24 protein-coding genes are annotated in these 23,508 nt (G+C 67.9%); 15 read left to right on the top strand and 9 right to left on the bottom strand.

Annotation, left to right across the window (positions count from 1 at the left end; genetic code table 11):
- Complete coding sequence (locus ACUTAG_RS13370) at nt 1-924, top strand: LysR family transcriptional regulator (protein WP_054440753.1); 924 nt, start codon at nt 1-3, stop codon at nt 922-924.
- Between the two features lie 12 nt (nt 925-936).
- Here the strand turns inward: ACUTAG_RS13370 and ACUTAG_RS13375 are convergent, their stop codons facing one another.
- A complete protein-coding gene (locus tag ACUTAG_RS13375; protein WP_241071195.1) occupies nt 937-1,911 on the bottom strand; it encodes an Lrp/AsnC family transcriptional regulator in 975 nt (324 codons plus the stop codon).
- A 111-nt stretch (nt 1,912-2,022) separates the two neighbouring features.
- Between ACUTAG_RS13375 and ACUTAG_RS13380 the strand changes: the two genes are divergently transcribed.
- Nucleotides 2,023-3,327 carry an MFS transporter gene (locus tag ACUTAG_RS13380; RefSeq protein WP_006389768.1) on the top strand — a complete coding sequence of 435 codons (1,305 nt, stop codon included), beginning with the start codon at nt 2,023-2,025 and terminating at the stop codon, nt 3,325-3,327.
- A 93-nt stretch (nt 3,328-3,420) separates the two neighbouring features.
- Nucleotides 3,421-4,848 (top strand): amidase, encoded by a 1,428-nt coding sequence (locus ACUTAG_RS13385; protein WP_054472660.1) that lies wholly within the window; start codon nt 3,421-3,423, stop codon nt 4,846-4,848.
- A 62-nt stretch (nt 4,849-4,910) separates the two neighbouring features.
- On the opposite strand, the gene metK is transcribed toward ACUTAG_RS13385, so the two are convergent.
- Complete coding sequence (gene metK, locus ACUTAG_RS13390) at nt 4,911-6,074, bottom strand: methionine adenosyltransferase (RefSeq protein WP_006389765.1); 1,164 nt, start codon at nt 6,072-6,074, stop codon at nt 4,911-4,913.
- A gap of 276 nt (nt 6,075-6,350) precedes the next feature.
- Between metK and ACUTAG_RS13395 the strand changes: the two genes are divergently transcribed.
- Genes ACUTAG_RS13395 through xerC form a run of 5 tightly spaced genes read left to right on the top strand, consistent with a single transcriptional unit; the run spans nt 6,351 to nt 10,808 of the window.
- Entirely contained in the window at nt 6,351-7,217 is an 867-nt protein-coding gene (locus ACUTAG_RS13395) for a lysophospholipid acyltransferase family protein (protein ID WP_006389764.1), read from the top strand.
- 49 nt (nt 7,218-7,266) lie between these two features.
- Nucleotides 7,267-8,157: a lysophospholipid acyltransferase family protein gene (locus ACUTAG_RS13400; protein WP_020925911.1), complete on the top strand. Its 891-nt coding sequence runs from the start codon at nt 7,267-7,269 to the stop codon at nt 8,155-8,157.
- A 48-nt stretch (nt 8,158-8,205) separates the two neighbouring features.
- Entirely contained in the window at nt 8,206-9,117 is a 912-nt protein-coding gene (gene dapF / locus ACUTAG_RS13405) for a diaminopimelate epimerase (RefSeq protein ID WP_035184234.1), read from the top strand.
- A 4-nt stretch (nt 9,118-9,121) separates the two neighbouring features.
- Nucleotides 9,122-9,799: a DUF484 family protein gene (locus ACUTAG_RS13410; protein ID WP_024070714.1), complete on the top strand. Its 678-nt coding sequence runs from the start codon at nt 9,122-9,124 to the stop codon at nt 9,797-9,799.
- Nucleotides 9,800-9,833: 34 nt separating this feature from the next.
- Nucleotides 9,834-10,808, top strand: coding sequence for a tyrosine recombinase XerC (gene xerC, locus ACUTAG_RS13415; protein ID WP_070780598.1), 975 nt, complete (start codon nt 9,834-9,836; stop codon nt 10,806-10,808).
- 13 nt (nt 10,809-10,821) lie between these two features.
- Here the strand turns inward: xerC and ACUTAG_RS13420 are convergent, their stop codons facing one another.
- Genes ACUTAG_RS13420 through ACUTAG_RS13440 form a run of 5 tightly spaced genes read right to left on the bottom strand, consistent with a single transcriptional unit; the run spans nt 10,822 to nt 15,202 of the window.
- A complete protein-coding gene (locus ACUTAG_RS13420) occupies nt 10,822-11,952 on the bottom strand; it encodes a nickel/cobalt transporter (protein WP_070780599.1) in 1,131 nt (376 codons plus the stop codon).
- The gene (locus ACUTAG_RS13425) at nt 11,943-12,536 is read right to left on the bottom strand and encodes a DUF1007 family protein (protein ID WP_230846565.1); all 594 of its coding nucleotides are present in this window, start codon (nt 12,534-12,536) and stop codon (nt 11,943-11,945) included. The genes ACUTAG_RS13420 and ACUTAG_RS13425 overlap by 10 nt, the downstream gene beginning before the upstream one ends.
- Nucleotides 12,537-12,586: 50 nt before the next feature.
- Nucleotides 12,587-13,597 carry a metal ABC transporter substrate-binding protein gene (locus ACUTAG_RS13430; RefSeq protein WP_241122238.1) on the bottom strand — a complete coding sequence of 337 codons (1,011 nt, stop codon included), beginning with the start codon at nt 13,595-13,597 and terminating at the stop codon, nt 12,587-12,589.
- 19 nt (nt 13,598-13,616) lie between these two features.
- A complete protein-coding gene (locus tag ACUTAG_RS13435) occupies nt 13,617-14,483 on the bottom strand; it encodes a metal ABC transporter permease (protein ID WP_006389756.1) in 867 nt (288 codons plus the stop codon).
- Complete coding sequence (locus ACUTAG_RS13440) at nt 14,480-15,202, bottom strand: metal ABC transporter ATP-binding protein (protein WP_035184230.1); 723 nt, start codon at nt 15,200-15,202, stop codon at nt 14,480-14,482. The genes ACUTAG_RS13435 and ACUTAG_RS13440 overlap by 4 nt, the downstream gene beginning before the upstream one ends.
- A gap of 314 nt (nt 15,203-15,516) precedes the next feature.
- Here ACUTAG_RS13440 and ACUTAG_RS13445 point away from each other — a divergent pair, with 314 nt between their 5' ends.
- From ACUTAG_RS13445 to hslU, 5 genes are all read left to right on the top strand, one after another.
- Nucleotides 15,517-16,020, top strand: a complete 504-nt coding sequence (locus ACUTAG_RS13445) for a Fur family transcriptional regulator (RefSeq protein ID WP_006389754.1) — start codon at nt 15,517-15,519, stop codon at nt 16,018-16,020.
- Nucleotides 16,021-16,379: 359 nt separating this feature from the next.
- Nucleotides 16,380-17,510, top strand: coding sequence for a CobW family GTP-binding protein (locus tag ACUTAG_RS13450; RefSeq protein ID WP_024070720.1), 1,131 nt, complete (start codon nt 16,380-16,382; stop codon nt 17,508-17,510).
- 127 nt (nt 17,511-17,637) lie between these two features.
- Nucleotides 17,638-18,102 (top strand): RNA polymerase-binding protein DksA, encoded by a 465-nt coding sequence (dksA, locus tag ACUTAG_RS13455; RefSeq protein WP_006389752.1) that lies wholly within the window; start codon nt 17,638-17,640, stop codon nt 18,100-18,102.
- Between the two features lie 207 nt (nt 18,103-18,309).
- Complete coding sequence (hslV, locus tag ACUTAG_RS13460) at nt 18,310-18,849, top strand: ATP-dependent protease subunit HslV (protein WP_006389751.1); 540 nt, start codon at nt 18,310-18,312, stop codon at nt 18,847-18,849.
- A gap of 75 nt (nt 18,850-18,924) precedes the next feature.
- On the top strand, nt 18,925-20,259 hold the full coding sequence (hslU, locus tag ACUTAG_RS13465) for an ATP-dependent protease ATPase subunit HslU (RefSeq protein WP_446650218.1): 1,335 nt from the start codon (nt 18,925-18,927) through the stop codon (nt 20,257-20,259).
- 154 nt (nt 20,260-20,413) lie between these two features.
- Here the strand turns inward: hslU and ACUTAG_RS13470 are convergent, their stop codons facing one another.
- Nucleotides 20,414-20,719: a copper-binding protein gene (locus ACUTAG_RS13470; RefSeq protein ID WP_006389749.1), complete on the bottom strand. Its 306-nt coding sequence runs from the start codon at nt 20,717-20,719 to the stop codon at nt 20,414-20,416.
- Nucleotides 20,720-20,862: 143 nt separating this feature from the next.
- Here ACUTAG_RS13470 and ACUTAG_RS13475 point away from each other — a divergent pair, with 143 nt between their 5' ends.
- The gene (locus ACUTAG_RS13475) at nt 20,863-21,426 is read left to right on the top strand and encodes a cob(I)yrinic acid a,c-diamide adenosyltransferase (RefSeq protein WP_054514314.1); all 564 of its coding nucleotides are present in this window, start codon (nt 20,863-20,865) and stop codon (nt 21,424-21,426) included.
- 52 nt (nt 21,427-21,478) lie between these two features.
- On the opposite strand, the gene lipA is transcribed toward ACUTAG_RS13475, so the two are convergent.
- Nucleotides 21,479-22,486: a lipoyl synthase gene (gene lipA, locus ACUTAG_RS13480; RefSeq protein ID WP_006391921.1), complete on the bottom strand. Its 1,008-nt coding sequence runs from the start codon at nt 22,484-22,486 to the stop codon at nt 21,479-21,481.
- Nucleotides 22,487-22,635: 149 nt separating this feature from the next.
- Between lipA and ACUTAG_RS13485 the strand changes: the two genes are divergently transcribed.
- Nucleotides 22,636-23,448 (top strand): substrate-binding domain-containing protein, encoded by an 813-nt coding sequence (locus tag ACUTAG_RS13485; protein WP_054443615.1) that lies wholly within the window; start codon nt 22,636-22,638, stop codon nt 23,446-23,448.
- Nucleotides 23,449-23,508: the final 60 nt, after the last annotated feature.

Consider the following 23,508-nt stretch of genomic DNA (forward strand, 5'->3'; position numbering starts at 1 on the left):
ATGGATGCGCTCTCCGATCTCGCCTTCTTCTCGCTACTGGTCAAGCACGGCAACCTGTCGGCGGCCGCGCGCGAACTGGGTCTGACGCCGCCCGCCGTCAGCACGCGGCTGGCCAAGCTTGAGCAGCGCCTGGGCGTGCGGCTGCTCAATCGCAGCACGCGACGCGTCAGCGTCACGCAGGAGGGTGAGCTGTACCTGGCCGAGGGCAGCCGTATCCTGGCCGATCTGCAGGCACTGGAACGATCCGTGTCCAGCAGCCGCGCCCAGCCGCAGGGCTTGCTGCGCCTGAACGCCACCTTCGGTTTCGGCCGTGCCCACGTGGCGCCCGCCATCTCCGATTTTGCGCGGCAATACCCTGAAGTCGAAGTGCAGCTGCGCCTGACCGACAGGCCCCTGAACCTGATCGAAGAAGGCTTCGATGCCGCGGTGCGCTTCGGCGACCTGCCCGACGCCCGCCTGACCGCGCGCAAGATCGCCTCCAATCGGCGCCTGCTGTGCGCGTCGCCGCGCTACCTGGACACCTTTGGCGAGCCGCGCGCGCCGGGCGATCTGCAACGGCATCGCTGCATCGTGGTGCGCGAGAACGACGTCGCCTACGGCACCTGGCGGCTCGAATCCGGCGCGCGCACGGAAACCGTGAAAGTGCGCGGCCCGGTCAGTTCGAATGACGGCCAGAGCGCGCTGGAATGGGCCCTGGACGGCCACGGCATCGTCATGCGTTCGGAATGGGAGACCGCCGCGCTGCTGCGCGCCGGCCGCCTCCGCCAGGTGCTGACCGACTGGGCGACGCCGCCGGCGGACATCCATGTGCTGTACCCGGAGCGGCTGAACCTGCCTGCCAAGACATTGGCCTTCGTCGATTTCCTGGCGCAGCGCTTCGCCCGCCATCTGCGCGCGCCGGGTTCGCAGGCCGCCGTGTGGTGATTGCGCGGCCGCTCAGGCGGCGTCAGCGCCCAGCCGCGCGCCCTCGCGCACGATGCCGCAGCGCTTGTAGGCGCGCATCACCACGCCCACTTCACTGGCCAACACGCCATCGAGTTCACCCAGCCTGCGCGTGACCACGTCCCACAGGTGCAGGCTGTCGCGGCACAGCACGTGCCAGAACAGTTGCGAGGCGCCGCTGGTGCCGAACAGGCAGCGCGTATTCGGATCCAGCGCCAGGTGCGCGGCCAGGGCATCGACCGCCTGCGGCCGCACCTGCACCGAGATCACCGCCTCGACCGGAAAGCCCACCAGGGCGGGCTCGACTTCCACGCGAAAGCTCAGCGCGCGCCGCTCCACCAGATGCTGCAGCAGGCGATGGGCAGTGGGCTCGCTGACGTCGGCATGCGCGGCCAGCTCGGCCAGGCTGGCGCGGCCGTCGCGCATCAGGTGCGCGACGATGCGCTGTTCGGACTCGGTCAGCGCTGCGGGCGGCTGCGTAACGGCGGACTCCGGCCCCTCGGGCGGGGCGTCGCCGGCCTGGATGCGCCATTGACCAGCGCGGCGGAATGGCCGCAGCACCAATCGCGCCTCCACATGCTCGACGCCATCGATCGACGGCAGCACCCGCGTCACCACGTCGGGCATGTCGGCCGCGTCCGCCAGCGTCAGTTCCGCCATCAAATCGGCCGTGCCGGCCAGCGTCACCACGAGCTGAGTGATGTCAAGCTGCGCCAGGGCGTCGGCCGCCTCGGCCACGCGTCCCGACCGGCAGCGCACCCAGGCATGCAGCACCACGCCACGACCCGTGACCAGCGGATCGGCTTCGGCGATGACCCGCAGGGCGTCGGCGTCCATCAGCCGCTTGATGCGCCGCGCCACGGTGCGTTCGGCGATACCGGTGGCCGCGCCCAGCTCGCGCCAGGACGCGCGCGGGTCGGCCTGCAGGGCGATCAGGCAGGCGAGATCGGTGTCATCGAGCGCCGGCATTAGGGGCTTACCCTTACTTGACGTGACTATATTCATTAATCTAACGTTCGCGCATTGATAAAAACACAAAATTTAACGGTCTATTTGACCAAAAATAAAACAGAGGACGTTATGAGTACCCCTTCCGCAACCCTGCGCGCCACGCAGGGGGCAAACGCCGCGCCCGTGTCGCGCGCCCGCACGATTCTGGCCGGTAGTGTAGGCAATGCGGTGGAATGGTTCGATTGGACCATCTATGCGTCGTTCGCCATCTTCTTTTCGAAGCAGTTTTTCCCCGAGGGCAACGAAACCGCCGCATTGCTGGCGACCTTCGGCATTTTTGCCGTCGGCTTCTTCATGCGGCCCGTCGGCGGCTGGGTGCTCGGCATCTTCTCGGACCGCTATGGCCGCAAGGCCGCGCTGGGCCTGACCATCCTGATGATGGCCGGCGGCTCGCTGATCATCGCCGTCACCCCGACCTACGCCACCATCGGCCTGGCCGCCCCGCTGCTGCTGACCGCCGCGCGCCTGCTGCAAGGCCTGTCGCTGGGCGGAGAGTATGCCTCGGCCACGACCTTCCTGGCGGAAATGGCGCCGCCCAACAAGCGCGGCTTCTATTCCAGCTTCGTCTTCTTCAGCGCCGCGGTGGGCATCCTGGCCGCGTCCGCCGTGGGCTGGCTGCTGACCTCGACCCTGAGCAAGGCCGAAATGGCCGACTGGGGCTGGCGCATTCCGTTCTTCCTGGGCGCGCTGGGTGGCCTGGCCGGCATGTGGATCCGCCGCGCGATCCCGGAAACCGAGGCGTTCTCGCACGCCAAGAAGGCCGGCGTCGAAAAGCAGCCGCTGCGCACCCTGATGCGCGAACATCCGCGTGAAGTGCTGCGCATCGTCGGCTTCTCGATCCTGACCACGTTCGCGTTCTACATCTTCGTGGCCTATGTGCCGACCTACGCCATCCGCCAGGTCAAGGCCGATCCGCAGGTCGCGTTCGCCGCCAACACCGTCGCGCTGATCGTGTTCATGCTGGTGCAGCCCGTGTTCGGCATGCTGTCGGACCGCATCGGCCGCAAGCCGCAGCTGATCTTCTTCGCCGCCGGCTATCTGGTGTTCTTCTACCCGTTGATGACCACGCTGGGCCCGTCGTTCGGCTCGATCCTCGCCGTCGAACTATTCGGCCTGGTGCTGTACGCCATGTACACCTCGATCGCGCCGGCCATCATGTCCGAGCAGTTCCCCACCAGCGTGCGCGCCGTCGGTATCGGCACGCCCTACAACCTGGTCGTGGCGCTGCTGGGCGGCACCACCCCGTACCTGCTGACCTGGCTGCAAAGCAAGGGCATGGAGCGTTGGTTCTTCTATTACGTGCTGGCCGGCGCCGTCATCACGCTGATCACCTTCATCCGCATGCCGGAGACCCGCGGGCAGTCACTGAAGTAATCCCCGACGCGTGCGCAACCGCGCCCCGACGCCTCCCCACAGCGCTTTCCGGCTCCGCCAGGGCCGGAAAGCTTTTCCATTTCCGTGAGCGCCATGCCCGACCAAGACACTCCCCTGCATTTCCGCGAAGCCCGCGAACTCGCGCGCGCCATCCGTGACGGCGCAATCAGCTCCCGCCAGGTCACCGTCCACTTTCTCGACCGCATCGAGCGCGCGCCGGCGCTGGCCGCCTACAGCCAGGTCACGGCCGAGCGCGCGCTGGCCCAGGCGGAAGCCGCCGACCGGCTGTTGGCAGCCGGCATCTCGATGGGGCCCCTGCACGGCGTGCCGGTGGCGGTGAAGGACAGCCTGCACTGGGCCGGCACGGTCGCCAGCGGCGGCTCGCAAACCCGCAGCGGCGTCATCAGCGACGAAACCGCGGCCGCCGCGCGCGCCCTGGCCGCGCAGGGCATGGTGATCCTGGGCAAGACCCGCATGACTGAATTCGCGTTCGGCCTGTCGGGCCAGAACCCGACACAGGGCACGGCCCGCAACCCGTGGGATGCCGCCACCGCGCGCGCGCCCGGCGGTTCGTCCAGCGGGGCCGGCGTGGCGGTGGCGGCCGGCCTGGCGCCCCTGGCGGTGGGCGGCGACACCGGCGGCTCAGTGCGCGCGCCAGCGGCGCTCAATGGCGTGGTCGGCTACAAGCCGTCCTCTGGCGTGATCAGCCGCGCTGGCTGCCTGCCCTTGTCCGAAACGCTGGACGTGCTGGGGCCGATCTGCCGCAGCGTGGCCGACGCCCGCCTGCTGACGCAATTGCTGGCCGGCCCCGACATCGATGATGTCGCCACGCTGGCCCTGCCCGCTGCCAGCATCGCCGCCCTGCGGCGTCCGGCCGCCCGCCGTGGCGGCGCCGTGGCCGTGCTGGCGCCACAGGCCTGGCCCGCGACACTGGCCGACGAAGGCCTGCGGATCTGGCACGAAGCGCAGGAACGGCTGGACCAGGCCGGCATCACGCCCGAGGCCTGGCATCCGCCGGCGTCGTTGTCGTTCGCGCGCATGGCGGACGACAACTCGCTAGTATTGGCCTACGAGGCCTACCGCCATTTCGGCCACCTGGCCGACGACCCTGATCAACCGCTGTGGGAAGTGGTGCGCACGCGCATCGCCGCCGGCGGCCGCATCGCGCCGGCCGACTACGCCGCCGCGTTGCAACGGCGGCATGCGGACATGGCCACGTTCGCCGCCGCCATGCAGGGCATCGATGCCTTGCTGATGCCGGCCTGCGACCAGGCCGCGCAGGCGCTGGACCCTGCCGACACGCGCCACACCGGCCTGGGCAAGCTGCTGCGTCCGGCCAACTTCCTGGGCGCGGCGGCCATCGCATTACCGGCCGGCCATGACGTCGACGGCATGCCGATGGCGGTGCAGTTGCTGGCGCCCGCCGGCGCGGATGCCGCGCTGCTGGACTGCGCCGCCGCGCTGGAACGCATCCTGGCGCCGGCCTTGCGCACGCCCGACCTGTCAGCCTGGGGTCTCTGATCCCAACCAGGCCGTAAAAAAAAGCCCCTGCATGCAGGGGCATTTTTGCGAAGGCGCGACGCTCAGGCCGACTTCTTCAGTTCCTGCACCTTGTCCGTGGCTTCCCACGAGAATTCCGGCTCGGAACGGCCGAAGTGGCCATACGCGGCGGTCTTGGTGTAGATCGGACGCAGCAGGTCCAGCATATTGACGATGCCCTTCGGACGCAGGTCGAAGTGCTCGCGCACCAGCTTGGCGATCTGGTCGTCGGGGATGACGCCGGTGCCTTCGGTGTAGACGGTGATGTTGATCGGCTCGGCCACGCCGATGGCGTAGCTGACCTGCACCTGGCACTGGCGCGCCAGGCCGGCGGCCACGATGTTCTTGGCCACGTAGCGGGCGGCGTAGGCGGCCGAACGGTCGACCTTGGACGGATCCTTGCCCGAGAACGCGCCGCCACCGTGCGGGCATGCGCCGCCGTAGGTGTCGACGATGATCTTGCGGCCGGTCAGGCCGCAATCGCCTTGCGGGCCGCCGATGACGAAGCGGCCGGTCGGGTTGACCAGGAACTTGGTCTTGGGCGTGATCAGGCCTTCGGGGAAGCTGGGCTTGATGATGTCTTCGATGACCGCTTCGCGGATGGTCTCTTGCGTGACTTCCGGCGCGTGCTGGGTCGACAGCACCACCGTATCGACTTCCGCCGGGCGGCCGTCGATGTAGCGGAAGGTCACTTGCGACTTGGCGTCGGGGCGCAGCCACGGCAGGCGGCCGTCCTTGCGCAGTTCGCTCTGGCGCTGCACCAGGCGGTGCGCGTACCAGATCGGGGCCGGCATCAGGTCGGGTGTTTCGTCGCAGGCGTAGCCGAACATCAGGCCCTGGTCGCCCGCGCCCTGGTTCAGGTAGTCTTCCGAGCTGCGGTCCACGCCCTGGGCGATGTCGGGCGATTGCTTGTCGTAGGCGACCAGCACCGCGCAACCCTTGTAGTCGATGCCGTACTCGGTGTTGTCGTAGCCGATGCGACGGATCGTGTCGCGCGCGACCTGGATGTAGTCGACGTTGGCGGTGGTGGTGATTTCACCGGCCAGCACGACCAGGCCCGTGTTGCACAGGGTTTCCGCCGCCACGCGGGCGTTGGGGTCCTGGGTGAAGATGGCGTCCAGAATCGCGTCGGAAACCTGGTCGGCTACCTTGTCGGGGTGCCCTTCGGAAACGGATTCGGAAGTGAAGAGAAAGTCGTTATTGGCCACAGATGCATCCTTTCGTGTCCGGTACAACCGGAACATGGGTTCACGAGGCGCGTTGCACCCCGGACTGCATGGCATATGCTGATCTGGGCGCGACGCTTTAGCGGATTTGGCAAGCGATGCATGACGCATCGGTATCCTGCCGTCGCCCCGCAAGTTGTCGGTTAACTCGGCGACGGGTCGATTTTAAGCGAAAATGTCGGTCTTATGCTTGTGCCGGGGGTGGGGTCTTTCCCGCGAGCACCGGCGTCACCATGCCCGATATCGCTCATTTGCCGCATGCTGCTCGTCCTATTTCGCCTGTTCGCCTCCTTGCCCCTGCCCGTCGCGCACGCGCTGGGACGCCTGCTTGGCCGCGCCGCGTATGCGTTTCCGGGCAAGTACCGGCGCCGCCTGCAGGCCAATGCGGCGCAGGCGGGCTATCCCGAGCCGGCCTTTGCCCGGCGGGCGGCGGGCGAGGCCGGCGCCATGATCCTGGAAATGCCGCGGGTCTGGTTTCGCAACGAGCAAAGCCTGGCCCAGGTCGTTTCCGATGACAACGACGTGGTCAGCGCCGCCCGCGCCGAAAACCGCGGCATCCTGTTCCTGACCCCGCACCTGGGCTGTTTCGAGATCACCGCGCGCTACCTGGCCCGCCTGATGCCCATGACCGTGATGTTCCGCCCGCCGCGCAAGGACATCCTGGCGCCGCTGCTGGAAACCGCGCGCAACAGCTCGGCCGTCAATGCCGTGCCGGCGACCATGCAGGGCGTGCGCGAATTCGTGCGCGCCCTGCGACGCGGCGAATCCGTCGGCATGCTGCCGGACCAGGCTCCGGGCGTCGGCGACGGCGTCTGGGCGCCTTTTTTCGGACGCATGGCCTACACCATGACGCTGCCGGGCAAGCTAGCCACCCAGACCGGCGTGCCGATCATCCTGACCGCGGGCGAGCGCCTGCCAGGCGGGCGCGGCTGGCGCATCCACTACGTGCGGGTGCCGGAACCGCTGCCGGCCGATCCCCAGGCCCAGGCGGCGTTGCTCAACGCCGCCATGGAAACCCTGATCCGCCGCTGCCCGCAGCAGTATCTCTGGAGCTACAACCGCTACAAGACCCCTCGCGGCGCGCCCCCGGCGCCAGCCGACGACACCGCCGCCGCCTCCGGCTGAGGCCGTCGCCCCATTCCGTCCCGCCGCCCTGGTCCCACGCTTTTTACCCATGAACGATTCGAAAACGCGCACGTTGGTCTCCCTGCTGAAGTGGTTTGGCCGCATGCGGCCCGCCAACCGGCAACGCATCGGCGCCGCGCTCGGCTGGCTCGCCATGCGGCTGGCCAGATCGCGCACCCGCATCGTGCGCCGCAACCTCGAGCTGTGCTTCCCCGAACAGCCCGCGCAGGTGCGCGAACGCTGGGTGCGCGAACACTTCAGGGCGCTGGCGCAGTCCATCGTCGACCGCGGCGTGTTGTGGTACGGCACGCCCGAGGCGATCCAGGACATGGTCACGCAAAGCGGCGCCGAGCGCATCAACGAGCTGACCGCCCAGGGCCGTTCGGTCATCCTGCTGGCGCCGCACTTCATCGGCCTGGATGCCGCCGCCACCCGCCTCACCATGGAAGTGCCGAGCGCGGCCACCATGTACACGCCGCAAAGCGATCCGCACATCGACGCGGTCGTCGCGGCGGGACGCGCCCGCTTCAACGAGGTCTTCCTGGTCAGCCGCAAGGACGGCGTGCGCGAACTGCTGCGCCATCTGCGCGCACCGCGGCCGGTGTACTACCTGCCAGACATGGATTTCGGCCGCCAGGGCTCGGTATTCGTGCCGTTCTTCGGCATTCCCGCGGCGACCCTGCTGGCGACCGCCCAACTGGCCAAGAAATGGAATGCGGCGGTGCTGCCCATCCTGGATTTCTGGAACCCGGAAACGGGCCGCTACCATGCCGAAGTGCTGCCGCCGCTCGAGAACTTCCCCGGCGACGATACGCTGGAGGAGGCCACCGCGCGCCTGAACCGGGAACTGGAAGCCTGGGTGCGCCGCTGTCCCAGCCAGTATTACTGGGTGCATCGCCGCTTCAAGACGCGGCCGCCGGGCGAGCCCAAGATCTACTAGCGCGCGTTCGGACATGCGCCGTGCGGCGGCGCGGTTTTCAGGGCCAGAATGGGCGATAATCCCCCCATGAACTGGAATTTCACCAAAATGCATGGCGCGGGCAACGATTTCGTCGTCCTGGACGGTGTCCGCCAGGCCATCGAAATGACGCCCGAGCGCGCCCGCGCCCTCGGCGACCGCCATTTCGGCATCGGCGCCGACCAGATCCTGCTGGTCGAACGCGCCACCCGGCCCGATGCCGACTTCCGCTACCGCATCTTCAATGCCGACGGCAGCGAGGTCGAGCATTGCGGCAATGGCGCCCGCTGTTTCGTGCGCTTCGTGCATGAACAAGGCCTGTCCGACCGTAACCCGCTGCGCGCCGAAATCGCCACCGGCATCCTGGTGCTGGACGAGGGCGACGACGAACAGGTCACGGTCGACATGGGCAGCACCCGTTTCGACCCGGCCGCGTTGCCGTTCGACACCGCCGGCCTGGCCTCGCGCACCGAAGGCCAGGACACGCTCTGGCAGCTGGAACTCGACGTGCCCGCCGGCCTGCCGCGCAGCGTGGCCCTGTCGGCCGTGGCCATTTCCAATCCGCACGCCGTGCAGGTGGTGGACAACGTCGACACCGCGCCGGTCGCCATCGTCGGCCCGCTGATCGAAACCCACCCGCGCTTCGCCCGCCGCGTCAACGCCGGCTTCATGCAGATCGTCGATCGCCACAGCATCCGCCTGCGCGTGCATGAGCGCGGCGCCGGCGAGACGCTGGCCTGCGGCACCGGCGCCTGCGCCGCCGTCGCTGCCGGCATCCGCCGCGGTCTGCTCGACTCCCCGGTGCGCGTGCAGACGCGCGGCGGCGTGCTGACCATCGCCTGGAATGGCGAACAACTGCGCTTGACCGGCCCTGCCGAATCCGTCTTCACGGGCCAGGTCGATATCGACAAGCTCGTCTTCTCCATGGCGCTGAACCGCTGACCCCATGACCGATACCGCTTTCACCGCCCAGGACATCGCCGCTTTCCTGCAGGAACATCCCGGCTTCTTCGACGAGCACGCCGACGTCTTCGCCACGCTGCAGGTGCCGCATCCGCACGGCTCGCGCGCCATCTCGCTGGGCGAACGCCAGATCCTCACGCTGCGCGAACGCAACCGCGAACTCGAATGGCGCCTGAACGAACTGGTGCGCAACGCCACCGCCAACGAAACCATCGGCAGCCACATCTCCAAATGGTGCTGCCGACTGTTGTCTGAACCGGATCCGCAGCTGGTGCCTGGCGAGATCGCCCTGGGGCTGGCCGAACAGTTCGAACTGAACCACGTGGCGCTGCGCCTGTGGAACCTGCCCGACCTGCCCGAAACCGGCTACGGCGAACCCGTCAGCCAGGACGTGCGCACCTTCACCGACAGCCTGAAGGCGCCGTACTGCGGCACTGACACGGCCTTCGAGGCGGTCGCCTGGCTGGACGCCAAGCCCAAGTCGCTGGCGCTGGTGCCCCTGCGCCTGGAGGCCGAAGGCGCCAGCGTGGGCCTGTTGGTGCTGGGTTCGGACGACGCCGAGCGTTTCACGCCCGACATGGGCACCGCGTTCCTCGAGTCCATCGGCCAGTTGGCCTCGGCCGCGCTGCACCGGTTGAACCCGGCCGCCCCCAAGGCGTGATCCAGCCATGAGCGCGGGAGCCCCGGAACACGCCATGCAGGACCCGGCGCCGGACGCTCCCCTGCCCGATCCGATGGCCGCATGGCTGCGCCATCTGGAAAGCAACCGCCGCTATTCCCCCCACACGCTGGACGGCTACCGGCGCGAGCTGGGTTTCCTGCACGCACTTGCCGAACGCGCCAAACTGCCCCTCGAGCGGCTCGGCACCGGTCATATCCGCCAGTTCGTCGCGCGGCTGCATGCCCAGGGCCGCGGTCCGCGCAGCCTGGCCCGCACGCTGGCGGCCTGGCGCGGCTTCTACCAGTGGTGGGCGCCCGCCATCGGCCTGGCCGGCAATCCGGTCGCCGGCGTGCGCGCGCCGAAGGCGCCGCGCAGCCTGCCCAAGGCCCTGTCGGTGGAACAGACGCAGGCCCTGCTGGACCGCGCACCTGCCAAAGTGGCGACCGAACCGGCCGCGCTGCGCGACCAGGCCATGTTCGAATTGTTGTATTCCAGCGGCTTGCGCCTGTCGGAACTGGTCGGGCTCGACCTGCGCTACGCGCGCTCGGCCGACTATGAATCGCGCGGCTGGCTCAATCTGGATGAAGCGGAAGTGATCGTGCTGGGCAAAGGCGGCAAGCGCCGCTCCGTACCCGTGGGCCAGGCGGCCGTGGCGGCGCTGCAACGCTGGATCGAAGCCCGGCCGCAACTGGCCCCGCCCGCCGCATCGCCGTCAGATGCCGCCGCGCTGTTCCTGGGCGCGCGCGGACGCCGCATCTCGCCGCGCGTGGTGCAACTGCAATTGGCGCACGTCGCGCAGGCCGCGGGCCTGCCGACCCACGTGCATCCGCACGTGCTGCGCCACAGCTTCGCCAGCCATGTGCTGCAATCGGCGCAGGATCTGCGCGCCGTGCAGGAAATGCTCGGCCACGCCAACATCTCCACGACCCAGATCTATACCCGGCTGGATTTCCAACACCTGGCGCGCGCCTACGACCAGGCGCATCCACGCGCCGGCCGCAAATCCTGAGCACCGGGCGCGCTCATCCGCCGCCGGCCAGCATGCCGCCCAACAGCAACACGCCCAATGCCAGCACGGCCAGGGCGGCCAACGCCTCCACGCCGTAGCGCAACCGCGCCGCCGCCACGCCCGACAGGCGGGATCCCAGTGTCGTGGCGGCGCCGCCGGCCGCGACCGCCAGGCAGGCCAGCGCGGCCACGGTCAGGCCGGTGCCCAGCCCCATCGCCAGCGCCGACGCCACCCCCGCCAGGAAGAATCCCTGGGACAACGCGAACACCAGCACGATCAACGCGCCGCTGCAGGGCCGCAGGCCCACCGCGAAGATCGCGGACCAGGCGCGACGCCAATTCAACGGCCCCGCCACCTGGTCGGGCGGCGGCACATGCGCGTGGCCGCAGCCGCAATCGTCGTAATGCGCATGGCCATGGGCATGGTCATGCGGTTGGGCAGGTGCCGCCGCATCCCCATGCGGCGCCGAGGCCCGTACGGCGATGGCTCGCAAGGCCGCGGCGCCCTTCAAGGCCGGGGCGGACGCCACGGGTGTCGGCGCTGCGACCGTGGCCATTGCCGCGGCCCGCCGACGGCGCAACAACGGCCGGATCGCCTTGATCCAGACCAGCCAGGCCCCCAGCAACGTCACCAACGCATACGATGCCAGCTCCAGCCAACGCGTCGCCTGATTCATCACCGCCGCCGTGGCGTTGAACACCAACGCCAGCGCCGCCACCATCGCGATGGCCACCAGGGCCTGCACCAACGACGACAGCAACGCCAGCAGCGCGCCATTGCGGGCCGTCTGGCGATTGGCGAGCACATAAGAGGAAATCACCGCTTTGCCGTGTCCCGGCCCAAGCGCGTGGAACACGCCGTACGCAAAAGACAGGCCGATCAGCGTCCAGGCAGCGCCGCCGTCGGCCTGCCAGGCACGCACGGCGGCAGTGAGCTGGCGATAGAAATGCGTCTGCCATACCGACACCTGGCCGAAAAACGCGGACAACCAACCGGGACCGCCCGCGAGCCCCGCGCCGCTTTCCGGCACGCCGAAAGGATGGGCGCCCTGCGCCGCGGCCATGCCGGTCCAGGCCAGCGCGCCCAGGGCCAGCAGCCACGCGCACACGGCCGCCACGATGGGCCGCCCCCGCGTCAGGAGCATTGCACCTCGATGCGGTGCGTCAGCCCCTTGGTGATGGCGAAAAGCTCTTCCGGCAGGGCATCCGGATCGGCCGGGATCGCGGCCAGTTGCTGCATGGTGTTCCAATCCAGTTCCTTGGGCTTGCGGTAAGCCTGCTTGCAGGCCGCCGCGCCGGGTCCGCCCAACGCGACCGCCCCTTTTTCTTCGAAGGCGTACGCCACGAAATAGGTCGGGTCATAGATATCGACCTGGGCGCCGGCGGAGTCCAGCGCGGCAGGCTCGGCCAGCGGCAAGGTGAACGCCAACGCCAATCGACCGGTCTTGGGGTTCCAGGTCACGCGCGCATCGCGCGGCGCGGCGAACACCGCGCTCTTGCCGGCCACGGTGACACGCGTGAAGTAATGCGACACCGGCTCGCCCAGCGCCTTCATCCAATCCTGCGCCATGGTCTTCAAGGTGTCGTCGGGCAGGGCGCCGCCCTTGCCCTTCTTGAGACCCTGGGTGGCATAGGCGCCGAACATTTCGTCGAACAGCCAGACCTGCCTCACGGCCGTGACCCGATGTTGCTCGTCCAGGTCGATCACGGCGCGGGCATCGATCCACATGTGCGGATGGGCGCCGGCGGTGCTGGCCGCCAGTGCGCCCGTGACAGCGATCAGGGCCGCAATGCGGCGGTGAGCTGACGTACGTTCCATTCAAACATTTCCAGGTAGGTGGCGCCGGGCTGTCCAGGCTTGGACAGCGCATCGGAATACAGCGTACCACCCACCTTGGCGCCCGTTTCACGCGCGATCTGCTGCACCAGGCGCGGGCTGGTGATGTTCTCGACGAACACCGCCGGCACCTTGTCGCGCTTGACCTGCTCGATGATGCGCGCCACGTCGCCGGCGGACGGTTCGGCCGCGGTCGATACGCCCATTGCCGCAATGAAATCCACGCCATACGCATCGCCGAAATAGCCAAAGGCGTCGTGCGAGGTGACTACCTTGCGGCGTTCGGCCGGGATCGCGGCGAAGGCCTTGCGCGCGGCGGCATCGGCGGCCTGAAGGCGGGCGATGTAGGCATCGGCGCGCTTGCGATAGGCGTCAGCGTGCTCGGGATCGGCGGCGGCCAGGCCCTCGGCCACATTGCGCGCATAGGTCACGCCGTTGGCCAGGTTCTGCCAGGCGTGCGGGTCGGCGTCGCCATGATGGTGATGCTGGCCCTCGCCAGCGCCATGATCATGATCATGGTCGTGGTCGTGGTCGTGGTCCTTGCCGCCATGGCCGTGATCGTGCGTGCCGTGCTCATGGCCGGCGAACTTGCGCGGCGTCACTCCCTTGGAGGCGACGACGGTCGGACCCGTGAAGCCCGCGGCCTTCACCAGCCGCGGCAACCACGCTTCGAAGTCCAGGCCGTTGACGAACAGTATCCTGGCGGCCGCCAGTTTCTTGGCATCGCCTGGCGTTGGCTCGTATTCATGGGCGTCGCCGTCCGGGCCCACCAGCGTGCCCAGCTTGATATCGTCGCCGCCCACCTCGCGCACGATGTCGCCCAGGATCGAAAAGCTTGCCACGACCGGCAGCGGTTCGGCGGCATGCGCCGCGCCGAAGGCCGTGGACAGCCACAGGCCGGCGGCGGCCAGCAAGGCGCGGCGGCGCGGGAACGCCGGCAGAATGGAACTCATAGCGAATCTCCTTGAGGGTTCAGGCCCGGCGCGATGCGCGCGACGCCCGCAGCAGCCCGCCATACGGGCCGCAGACGATGGAAAACAGATAGCAACCGCCGGCCGCCAGGATGATCGCGGGCGAGGCCGGCACGTTGAAGTGATACGACACCAGCAGGCCCGTCACCGAAGCGGCCACGCCAACGCCGCCGGCCAGCGGGATCTGGCCGGCAGCCGAACGCATCCAGAAGCGGGCGGCCGCGGCCGGCAGCATCATGATGCCGACCACCATCAGCGTGCCGAGCACCTGGAAGCCGGCCACCAGGTTCACCACCACCAGCACCAGAAAGCCCATGTGGACCCAGCCGCCCTGGCCGCCGCTGGCGCGCAGGAAGCCCGGATCGAGACATTCCGCCACCAGCATGCGATAAAGCGCGGCCAATGCCAGCAGCGTGATGCTGGCCGTTGCCGTCACCAGCAGCAGCGCCGCGTCGTCCAGCCCCAGCACGGTGCCGAACAGCACGTGCAGCAGATCCATGTTCGACCCGCGCAGCGACACCAGCAGCACCCCCAGGCCCAGCGATATCAGGTAGAAGGCGGCGAAGCTGGCGTCTTCCCGCAGCGGCGTCAGGCGCGCGACCAGGCCGGCCAGGAGCGCCACGGCCAGCCCGGTGGCGATGCCGCCCAGCATCATCGCGCCCAACGACAGGCCGGCCAGCAGGAAGCCCGCCGCCACGCCCGGCAGGATCGCGTGCGACATGGCATCCCCCATCAGGCTCATGCGCCGCAGCACCAGGAAGACGCCCAGCGGCGCGGCCCCCAGGGACAGGGCGCTGGCGCCAGCCAGCGCGCGCCGCATGAAGCCGTAGTCGAGAAAGGGGCCGATCAACCATTGCGACACGCTCATGCGAAGGCCCTCGCGTGCCATTGGCGCGCCGTCTTCAGATTCGCCTCGGTCAACGTCTCGGCGGTATCGCCCCACGCCACCACCGAACCGGACAGCAGCAGGCACTGTGGAAAGTGGTCACGCACCAGGTCCATGTCGTGCAGCACCGCGATCACCGTACGCCCCTGGCCGTGCAGGCCGCAGAGCAACGCCATCAGTTCATCGGCGGTATGGCTGTCGACAGCGGTAAAGGGTTCGTCGAGCAGCAACACCGGCGCATCCTGCACCAGCATGCGCGCGAACAGCGTGCGCTGCAGCTGTCCGCCGGACAGCGTATCGATCCCCCGGCCAGCCATGTCGGCCAGGCCAACGGTTTGCAACGCCTGCATGCAGCGGTCGATCTCTTCGCCGCCATAGCGCCGCCAACCGCCGACCCGGCGCCAGGCTCCCATCGCGACCAGGTCCAGCACCGTCACGGGAAAGGAGCGATCCAGCTCCGCGGCCTGCGGCAACCACGCCAATTCGGAACGGCCGACGCCGCCGACGCTGACCCTGCCGGACAGGGGCCGCAATACGCCCATGATGCCTTTGATCAAGGTGGATTTGCCGGCCCCGTTCGGACCGACCACGGCGGTCATCGCGCCCGCCTCGAAGCGGCCCGACACGCCGCGCAAGGCGGCATGGCCATGCCAACCGAAGGAGGCGTTGCACAACTCGATGGCCACCGGCGCAACGCTCATCGCGCCCACCAGTCCAGCGCCCAGCCGGTCAACGCCCACAACGCCGCCGCCGCGGCCAGCGCGGCAGCCATGCGGCGCCAGGCGGAGGCGAGGAAAGCGGAGCGCAAGGAGGCGCCCGGACCCGGCGCGGCGCCGGACCGCGGGGGCAAAAGCGAAAAATGGGACATGACGAAGAGAAACAGCGGAATATTATTATGTTATATCATAACTACACCCGCTTGAATGGGAGGGTTTCGCCCGCACCTGGAGGTTTTCTGCTACCTTCCAGGCATCTCGCGCGCTCGCGCGCGTTCCCTTTCCAGATGAAACCCGCCATGCCCGCTCCGCCCCGCTCTCCCCGCAGCGACACCGTAGGCGCCCAACTCAGCGTCGCCGAGGCGCTGTGCGAACAACGCGGCCGCCGCCTGACCCCCATCCGCCGCAAGGTGTTGGAACTGCTGCTGCGCCATGGCCGCAGCCTGAAAGCCTACGAGTTGCTCGACGCCATGCGTGAAGTGCATCCGGGCGCCGCGCCCCCGACGGTGTACCGCGCTCTCGACTTCCTGATGGACGAAGGCCTGATCCACCGACTGGACGCCGTCAACGCCTGGAGCGCCTGCCACGACGCTGGCGGCGCTCCCCACGATCTGCTGGTGGTCTGTACCAGTTGTGGCGCGGTGGCCGAGGTGTCCGATCCCGCCATGAGCCGGCAATTGGCCGAGCGCGTCGCCCAGACCGGCTACACGCTGGCCACCCACGAGACCGAAATCCGCGCGCTGTGCCCGCAGTGCCAGAAGCAGCAACCCGCCGATGGCGGGCACCATCACCATCATCATTGAAGGCATCGGGCACGGCCGCCGGCGCCCGACGGGCTCACCGGTCGCCCGTCCCATCGGGTGCGCCTCGATCCGGCCCTTGAAATCCGGAAAATCGCCCCAAAATAGTGATATCGCCCGATACTTGACGGCGTACAGCCGCGATCTGGGCGGCTACGCCCCCGGGTTGGCCCGGGGTTTGCCCCCCGCCCCCGACTGTGCTGTAATCCTGCGTCCGGCCGCTAACGGCGGCCCTCGCAGCCTGTGGCAGTAACATCGGTCGAGCGATGTCTGGCAGGCAATCGGCACCCGCTGCCGCCCGCCAGACCCCAGCGCCTGACCGCCGTGTCTAACCGCCTTTACTTCACGCAAGCAGCTTCGCCATGAACACCCCGCGCAGTTTGGACAAAATGGTTCCCGTCACCATCCTCACCGGCTTTCTCGGTGCGGGCAAGACCACCCTGCTCAAGCGCATCCTGACCGAATTCCACGGCCGCCGCGTCGCCGTCATCGAAAACGAATTCGGGCCGGAAAGCATCGACAACGACCTGCTGGTGCAGGACAGCGACGAGGAAATCATCGAACTGTCCAACGGCTGCGTCTGCTGCACGGTGCGTGGCGACCTGATGCGCACCCTGTCCGACCTGCGCGCCAAGCGCGAGGCCGGCACCCTGAATTTCGAACGCGTCATCCTGGAAACCACCGGCATGGCCAATCCCGGCCCGGTGTGCCAGACGTTCTTCATGGACGACGACATCGCCGAGTACTACCGCCTGGACGCGGTGGTCACGGTGGTCGACGCCAAGCACGGCATGGCGACGCTGGATGAACAGCCCGAAGCCCAGAAGCAGGTTGGCTTCGCGGACCGCATCCTGATCTCCAAGAAAGACCTGGTCAACGACGTCGACTACGAAGCCCTGCGCAACCGCCTGCTGCGCATGAATCCGCGCGCGCCCATCACCGCGGTCAACTTCGGCGACGCCGACCTGAAGTCGATCATCGACATCAGCGGCTTCAACCTGAATTCCATTCTGGACATCGACCCGGACTTCCTGGCCGATGAGCATCCCGATGCCGCCCACAGCCATGCCCACGGGCACGGCCACGATCATGATCACGGCCACGACCACCACGGTCACGACCATGACCACGATCACGACGGCGAATGCGGGGCGCACTGCAATCACGCGCATCATCACCACCCCAAGCACGACGACGAGATCGGCGCCTTCGTGTTCCGCTCCAACAAGCCGTTCGATCCTGCCCGCCTCGAGGAATTCCTGGGCGGCGTGGTGCAGGTCTATGGCCCGGACCTGTTGCGTTACAAGGGCATCCTGTACATGAAGGGCATCAACCGCCGCATGTTGTTCCAGGGTGTGCACATGATGATGGGCGCCGAACCCGGCAAACCGTGGACCGCGGCCGAAAAGCCGTCCACCAAGATGGTCTTCATTGGCCGCAAGCTGCCCCAGGAGATTTTTACCCGGGGCTTGGAGCAGTGCCTGGCGGGGTGATCCCCTTTTTGGATACGTGACGCGGTGCGACGAAGGCAGTACTGTGAGGTACGAATAGCGTAGGCAGCAAGCACACGGACCGGGAAGACAAGCCCGCGCCAGGATCGATTCATAGTGGAGTGTTTTCATGGCTACCAAGGCAGCAACCAAAAAATCAAGCAAGTCGACGAGCGATACGGCGATTGATCTGCCCAGCGAGAAGGAATTGCTGGCCATGCCCGAGTCCGACTATATGAACGAACGCCAGCTGGCGTTCTTCAAGGAACGGCTCAAACAACTCGAACAGGACATCCTGGCCAACGCCGGCGAAACCACCGAGCACCTGCGTGAAACGCAATTCGTGCCGGATCCCGCCGACCGCGCCACCATCGAGGAAGAACACGCCCTGGAGCTGCGCACCCGCGACCGCGAGCGCAAGCTGCTGAAGAAGGTGCAACAGTCCATCGCCCGCATCGACAGCGGCGAATACGGCTGGTGCGAGGAAACCGGCGAACCCATCGGCATCCCGCGCCTGCTGGCCCGTCCCACCGCCACCCTCTCGCTGGAAGCGCAGGAACGGCGCGAAATGCGGCAGAAGCTGTACGGCGACTGATCCGTCCCGTTATTCAAGCGCCACACCAAAAGGCTATGCTGGTTTCCAGCATGGCCTTTTTTCATTGCCGCACCGCCTCGGGGCGAAAGCGCCCGCAATCTGCGCCAGCAAAGCCGAAGGCGCGACGCGCGGATCGATTTTCATCGACCCGCAAGGCTTGATTTCGTCCGCATCGCCCCCAGCTAGTCCTTTCAAAGGAAGGAACGCATGGAACAATTTCACGCCACCACCATCGTGTGCGTGCGTCGCGGTAACCGCGTCGCGCTCGGCGGCGATGGCCAGGTCACCCTGGGCAACATCGTCATCAAAGGCACGGCGCGCAAGATCCGCCGCCTGTATCACGACAAGATCCTGGCCGGCTTCGCCGGCGCCACCGCCGACGCGTTCACGCTGCAGGAGCGTTTCGAAGCCAAGCTCGAGAAACACCAGGGCAACCTGATGCGCGCGGCGGTCGAACTGACCCGCGACTGGCGCACCGACCGCGTCCTGCGCCGGCTCGAAGCCATGCTGATCGTGGCCGACGCCGAGCACACGCTGGTGCTGACCGGCAACGGCGACGTGCTCGAACCCGAGCACGGCCTGGCCGCCATCGGCTCGGGCGGCGCCTATGCCCAGTCCGCCGCGCTGGCGCTGCTGCGCAATACCGAGCTGGCGCCCGAGACCATCGTCAAGCAATCGCTCGAGATCGCCGGCGACCTCTGCATCTACACCAACCAGAACCACGTCATCGAGACGCTGGGCGACTGACGCCAACCTCGCGGCGCCCGTCCGGGGCGCCGCGGCCCGTCTCCCAGCCCAGCCCTGCTTCAAGGATCCGCCCTCATGTCCGCATCCAACATGACGCCCGGAGAGATCGTCTCCGAACTCGACAAGTACATCGTCGGCCAGAACCGCGCCAAGCGCGCGGTGGCGGTGGCCCTGCGCAACCGCTCGCGCCGCCAGCAGGTGGCCGAGCCGCTGCGCCACGAGATCCACCCCAAGAACATCCTGATGATCGGCCCCACCGGCGTGGGCAAGACCGAGATCGCGCGCCGCCTGGCCAAGCTGGCCAACGCGCCGTTCATCAAGATCGAGGCCACCAAGTTCACCGAGGTGGGCTACGTCGGCCGCGACGTCGACACCATCATCCGCGACCTGACCGAATACTCGATCAAGCAGACCCGCGAACTGGAAATGCGCCGCGTGCGCACCCAGGCCGAGGACGCCGCCGAAGACCGCATCCTCGACGCCCTGGTGCCGCCGCCCCGCGGCACCTCGGGCGAGCCCGAGCGCGGCGAGGACAACAGCGCCCGCCAGACGTTCCGCAAGCGCCTGCGCGAGGGCAAGATCGACGATCTGGAAATCGAGATCGAAGTGGCCCAGACCGCGCCGCACATGGACGTCATGACGCCCCCCGGCATGGAAGAAATGGCCGAGCAGCTGCGCGGCATGTTCGCCGGGATGGCGCGCGACAAGAAGAAATCCAAGAAGATGAAGGTGCGCGAAGCCTTCAAGCTGATCGTCGACGAGGAAGCCGCCAAGCGCGTCAACGAGGAAGACCTGCGCACCGCCGCGATCAACAACGTCGAGCAGAACGGCATCGTGTTCCTGGACGAGATCGACAAGATCGCTGCGCGCCAGGAAAGCGGCGGCGCCGACGTCTCGCGCCAGGGCGTGCAGCGCGACCTGTTGCCGCTGGTCGAGGGCACCACCGTCAACACGCGCTACGGCATGGTCCGCACCGACCACATCCTGTTCATCGCCTCGGGCGCCTTCCACCTGGCGCGTCCGTCGGACCTGATTCCCGAACTGCAGGGCCGCTTCCCGATCCGCGTCGAACTGGAATCGCTGACCGCCGAGGACTTCGTGCGCATCCTGTCCGATACGGACGCCTCGCTGACCAAGCAGTACACCGCGCTGATGGCCACCGAGGACGTGCAGCTGGAATTCACCGAAGAAGGCGTGCGCCGGCTGGCCGAACTGGCTTACGAGGTCAACGAAACCACCGAGAACATCGGGGCCCGCCGCCTCTACACCGTGATGGAAAAGCTGCTGGACGAACTGTCGTTCGACGCGACCTCCAGCACCGACAAGACGGTCAAGATCGATGCCGCCTACGTGAACGCGCAACTGGCGGAAGCCGCCAGCAGCCAGGACCTGGCCCGCTACGTGCTCTAAGCCTCGCGTCCCGGCCTGGCCGGCGGCACGAATACAAAGGCCCGCCGCAAGCAATTGCGGCGGGCCTTTTTCGTGCGAAGGCCACCTCCACCGAAACCACCGGCAGCGGAATCTGTCGCCGGGCGGACGCGCCAGCGGCGCCCGGCCAGGCAGTTCAGTTGGTGATCGCGGTCACCACGTATTTGCCATCCTTGCGCTCCGCGGTGAAACGCACCTTGTCGCCGGCCTTGATCTTGGCCAGCAACGCCGGATCGGCGTCGTACACCAGCGTCATGGCCGGCAGGTCCAGCGCCTTGATGGCGTCGTGCTTGATGGTGACCTTGCCCGCGCCCGGGTCCACGCGCCGCACCTCGCCGCTGGCCTCGGCCTGCTGCGCGAACGCCAGCGGCGTGGCCAGCGACACGACGGCCATCGCGGTGGCGACAGCCATGGGCGTTGCGTACTTGCGGTTGAAAGCCATGCTTTATCCTCCGATTGCGACGAAAGCGCCATACCGGCCTTGCGGCCCGCGCACGCTTTCCACAATGCTAGGATACCGTCCTCGTGCAATAGTTTCCCCGCAATAACGCAACAATTCTGACGGTTGTTTGCAAAGGACGTTTCATGGCCAATCGCCTTTCAGTCATCGCCACCCGCACCGGAGACGACGGCAGCACCGGACTGGGGGACGGGTCGCGCGTGCCCAAGGACGCGGCCCGCATCACCGCGCTGGGCGACGTGGACGAATTGAACAGCGTCATCGGCCTGCTGCTGACCGAGCCCATGCCGGCCGACGTGGCCGCCGATCTGCTGATGATCCAACACGATTTGTTCGATATGGGTGCCGAATTGTGCATTCCCGGCCATGTCGCGCTGGAAGACGCCCAGGTGGCGCACCTGGATGCGCGGCTGGCGCATTACAACGCGGCCCTGCCGCCGCTGCGCGAATTCATCCTGCCGGGCGGCTCGCGCGCGGCGGCGCAGGCACACCTGGCGCGCACCGCCTGCCGCCGCGCCGAACGCGCCGTGGTGGCGCTGGCGCGCGACGAGGCTGTGAACGCCCCTGTGCGGCAATACCTGAACCGGCTGTCGGACCTGATGTTCGTGCTGGCGCGTTACCTGAACCGCGAGGCCGGCAGGCCTGACGTGTTCTGGACCAGCCGGGTGTCGCGCCAGGCCACGGAATGAAAAATGCCCCTCGCGGGGCATTTTTCATTCTGGCGTGGCGATGATGCGGCCCTCAGTTGGGCACGCCCGCCGCATGCGCCTGCTCGTCGGCGTGGTACGACGAACGCACCATGGCGCCCACCGCCGCGTGCGAGAAGCCCATCGCATAGGCTTCGCGCTCGAACATCGCGAAGGTGTCGGGATGCACGTAGCGCAGCACTGGCAGGTGGTGTTCCGACGGCTGCAGGTACTGGCCGATGGTGAGCATGTCGACGTTGTGCTCGCGCATGTCGCGCATCACCTGCAGGATTTCCTCGTCGGTCTCGCCCAGGCCGAGCATCAGGCCCGACTTGGTCGGCACGTCGGGGTGCAGCTTCTTGAACTCGGCCAGCAACTTGAGCGAGTGCATGTAATCCGAACCCGGGCGGGCCTGCTTGTACAGGCGCGGCACGGTTTCCAGGTTGTGGTTCATGACGTCCGGAGGGCCGGCGTTCAGGATGGTCAGGGCGCGATCCAGGCGGCCGCGGAAATCGGGCACCAGCACCTCGATGCGCGTGCTGGGCGACAGTTCGCGGATGTGGGTGATGCAGTCGACGAAATGGCCGGCGCCGCCATCGCGCAGGTCGTCGCGGTCGACCGAGGTGATCACCACGTACGACAGCTTCATCGCGGCGATGGTGCGCGCGAGGTTTTCCGGTTCCTTGGTGTCGAGCGGGTCGGGGCGGCCATGGCCCACGTCACAGAACGGGCAGCGGCGGGTGCACTTGTCGCCCATGATCATGAACGTGGCCGTGCCCTTGCCGAAGCATTCGCCGATGTTCGGGCAGGACGCTTCCTCGCACACCGTGTGCAGATTGTGCTCGCGCAGGATGCGCTTGATGTCGTAGAAGCGCGACCCCGGCTGGGCCGCCTTGACGCGGATCCATTCCGGCTTCTTCAGGCGCTCGGCGGGAATGATCTTGATCGGGATGCGCGCCGTCTTGGCCTGGGATTTCTGTTTCTGCGTCGGATCGTACGCCGTTTCCGCGGGCGCGGCGGCGGCTTCGTTCGAGGGCACAGACGACTCGGCAAGCGTGGACATGGAACACCTTCACGACCGGCGCGCAGGGCGTTGCGGTCTGAGACAAAAGAGGACATTTTACCCCCTGTGCCCGAATCCACCCCGAAAGACCCGGCACCGGGTCGCGCCGGGTTATCGTCACGCCTGACGAATTCGCGCCGCCTCCCCTCATGTCCACCCTGTCCCCGCTCCGCCCTATCGTCCTGATCGCCCCCCGGCTGGATCTTGCGCCAGCCACCCGTGCCGTGCAGGCATGCGCCGAACGGCTGGCGCCCGCCGGCTACTACCTGGCCGCCGGCCCGTGGCGTGATGCGTCCCTGCTACCGCTACTGGCCCAACTGGCCCCGGCCGCGGCGCTGGTCATCGGCCCGCTCGACGACCCGCAACTGCGCGCCGCCGTAACGGCGCTGGAAATCCCGGTGGTGGAGACCTGGAGCCTGCCCGCCACCCCGCTGGACAGCCTGGTGACGATCGACAATACCGAGGCGGGCCGCCTGGCCGCCCGCCATCTGGCCGAAAAGGACCATGCCCGTGTCGCCTGTGTCAGCGCCGACACCCCGTGGGAACGGGCCCGCCGCGAAGGCTTCCTCGGCAGCGCGGCCGCGCTGGGGCTGGCCGTGGTCGCCGACATCGTGCAACCCGAGGCACAGCAGCTGAACGACGGCCGCATGGCGTTCCTGCGCCTGCTGGCCACTAATACGATCTTCGATGCGGTGTTCTGTACCTCGGACTTGCTGGCCGCCGCCACGGTGTCGGAGGCCCACAACCGCGACCTCCACGTGCCGCAGGACCTGGCGGTGCTGGGCTTCACCGAGGACGGCAGCGCGCCGCAATGGGTCCAGGGGCTGACGACGCTGGGCGTGGACGCGGCCGAGCTGGGCCGGCGTGCGGGGCAACTGCTGCTGGACCGGCTCGATGGCGAGCAGCCGGCCGGCACGCGGCTGACGCTGGATACGGTGTTCGAGGCACGCTTGAGTACCTGACCGGCGCGCGCGGCCGGGCCAGGAATCGATGGGGTCGGGCGTGCGGCGCGGCCCCGGACG

The sequence above is a fragment of the Achromobacter sp. CSND-B12 genome, assembly GCF_052906545.1.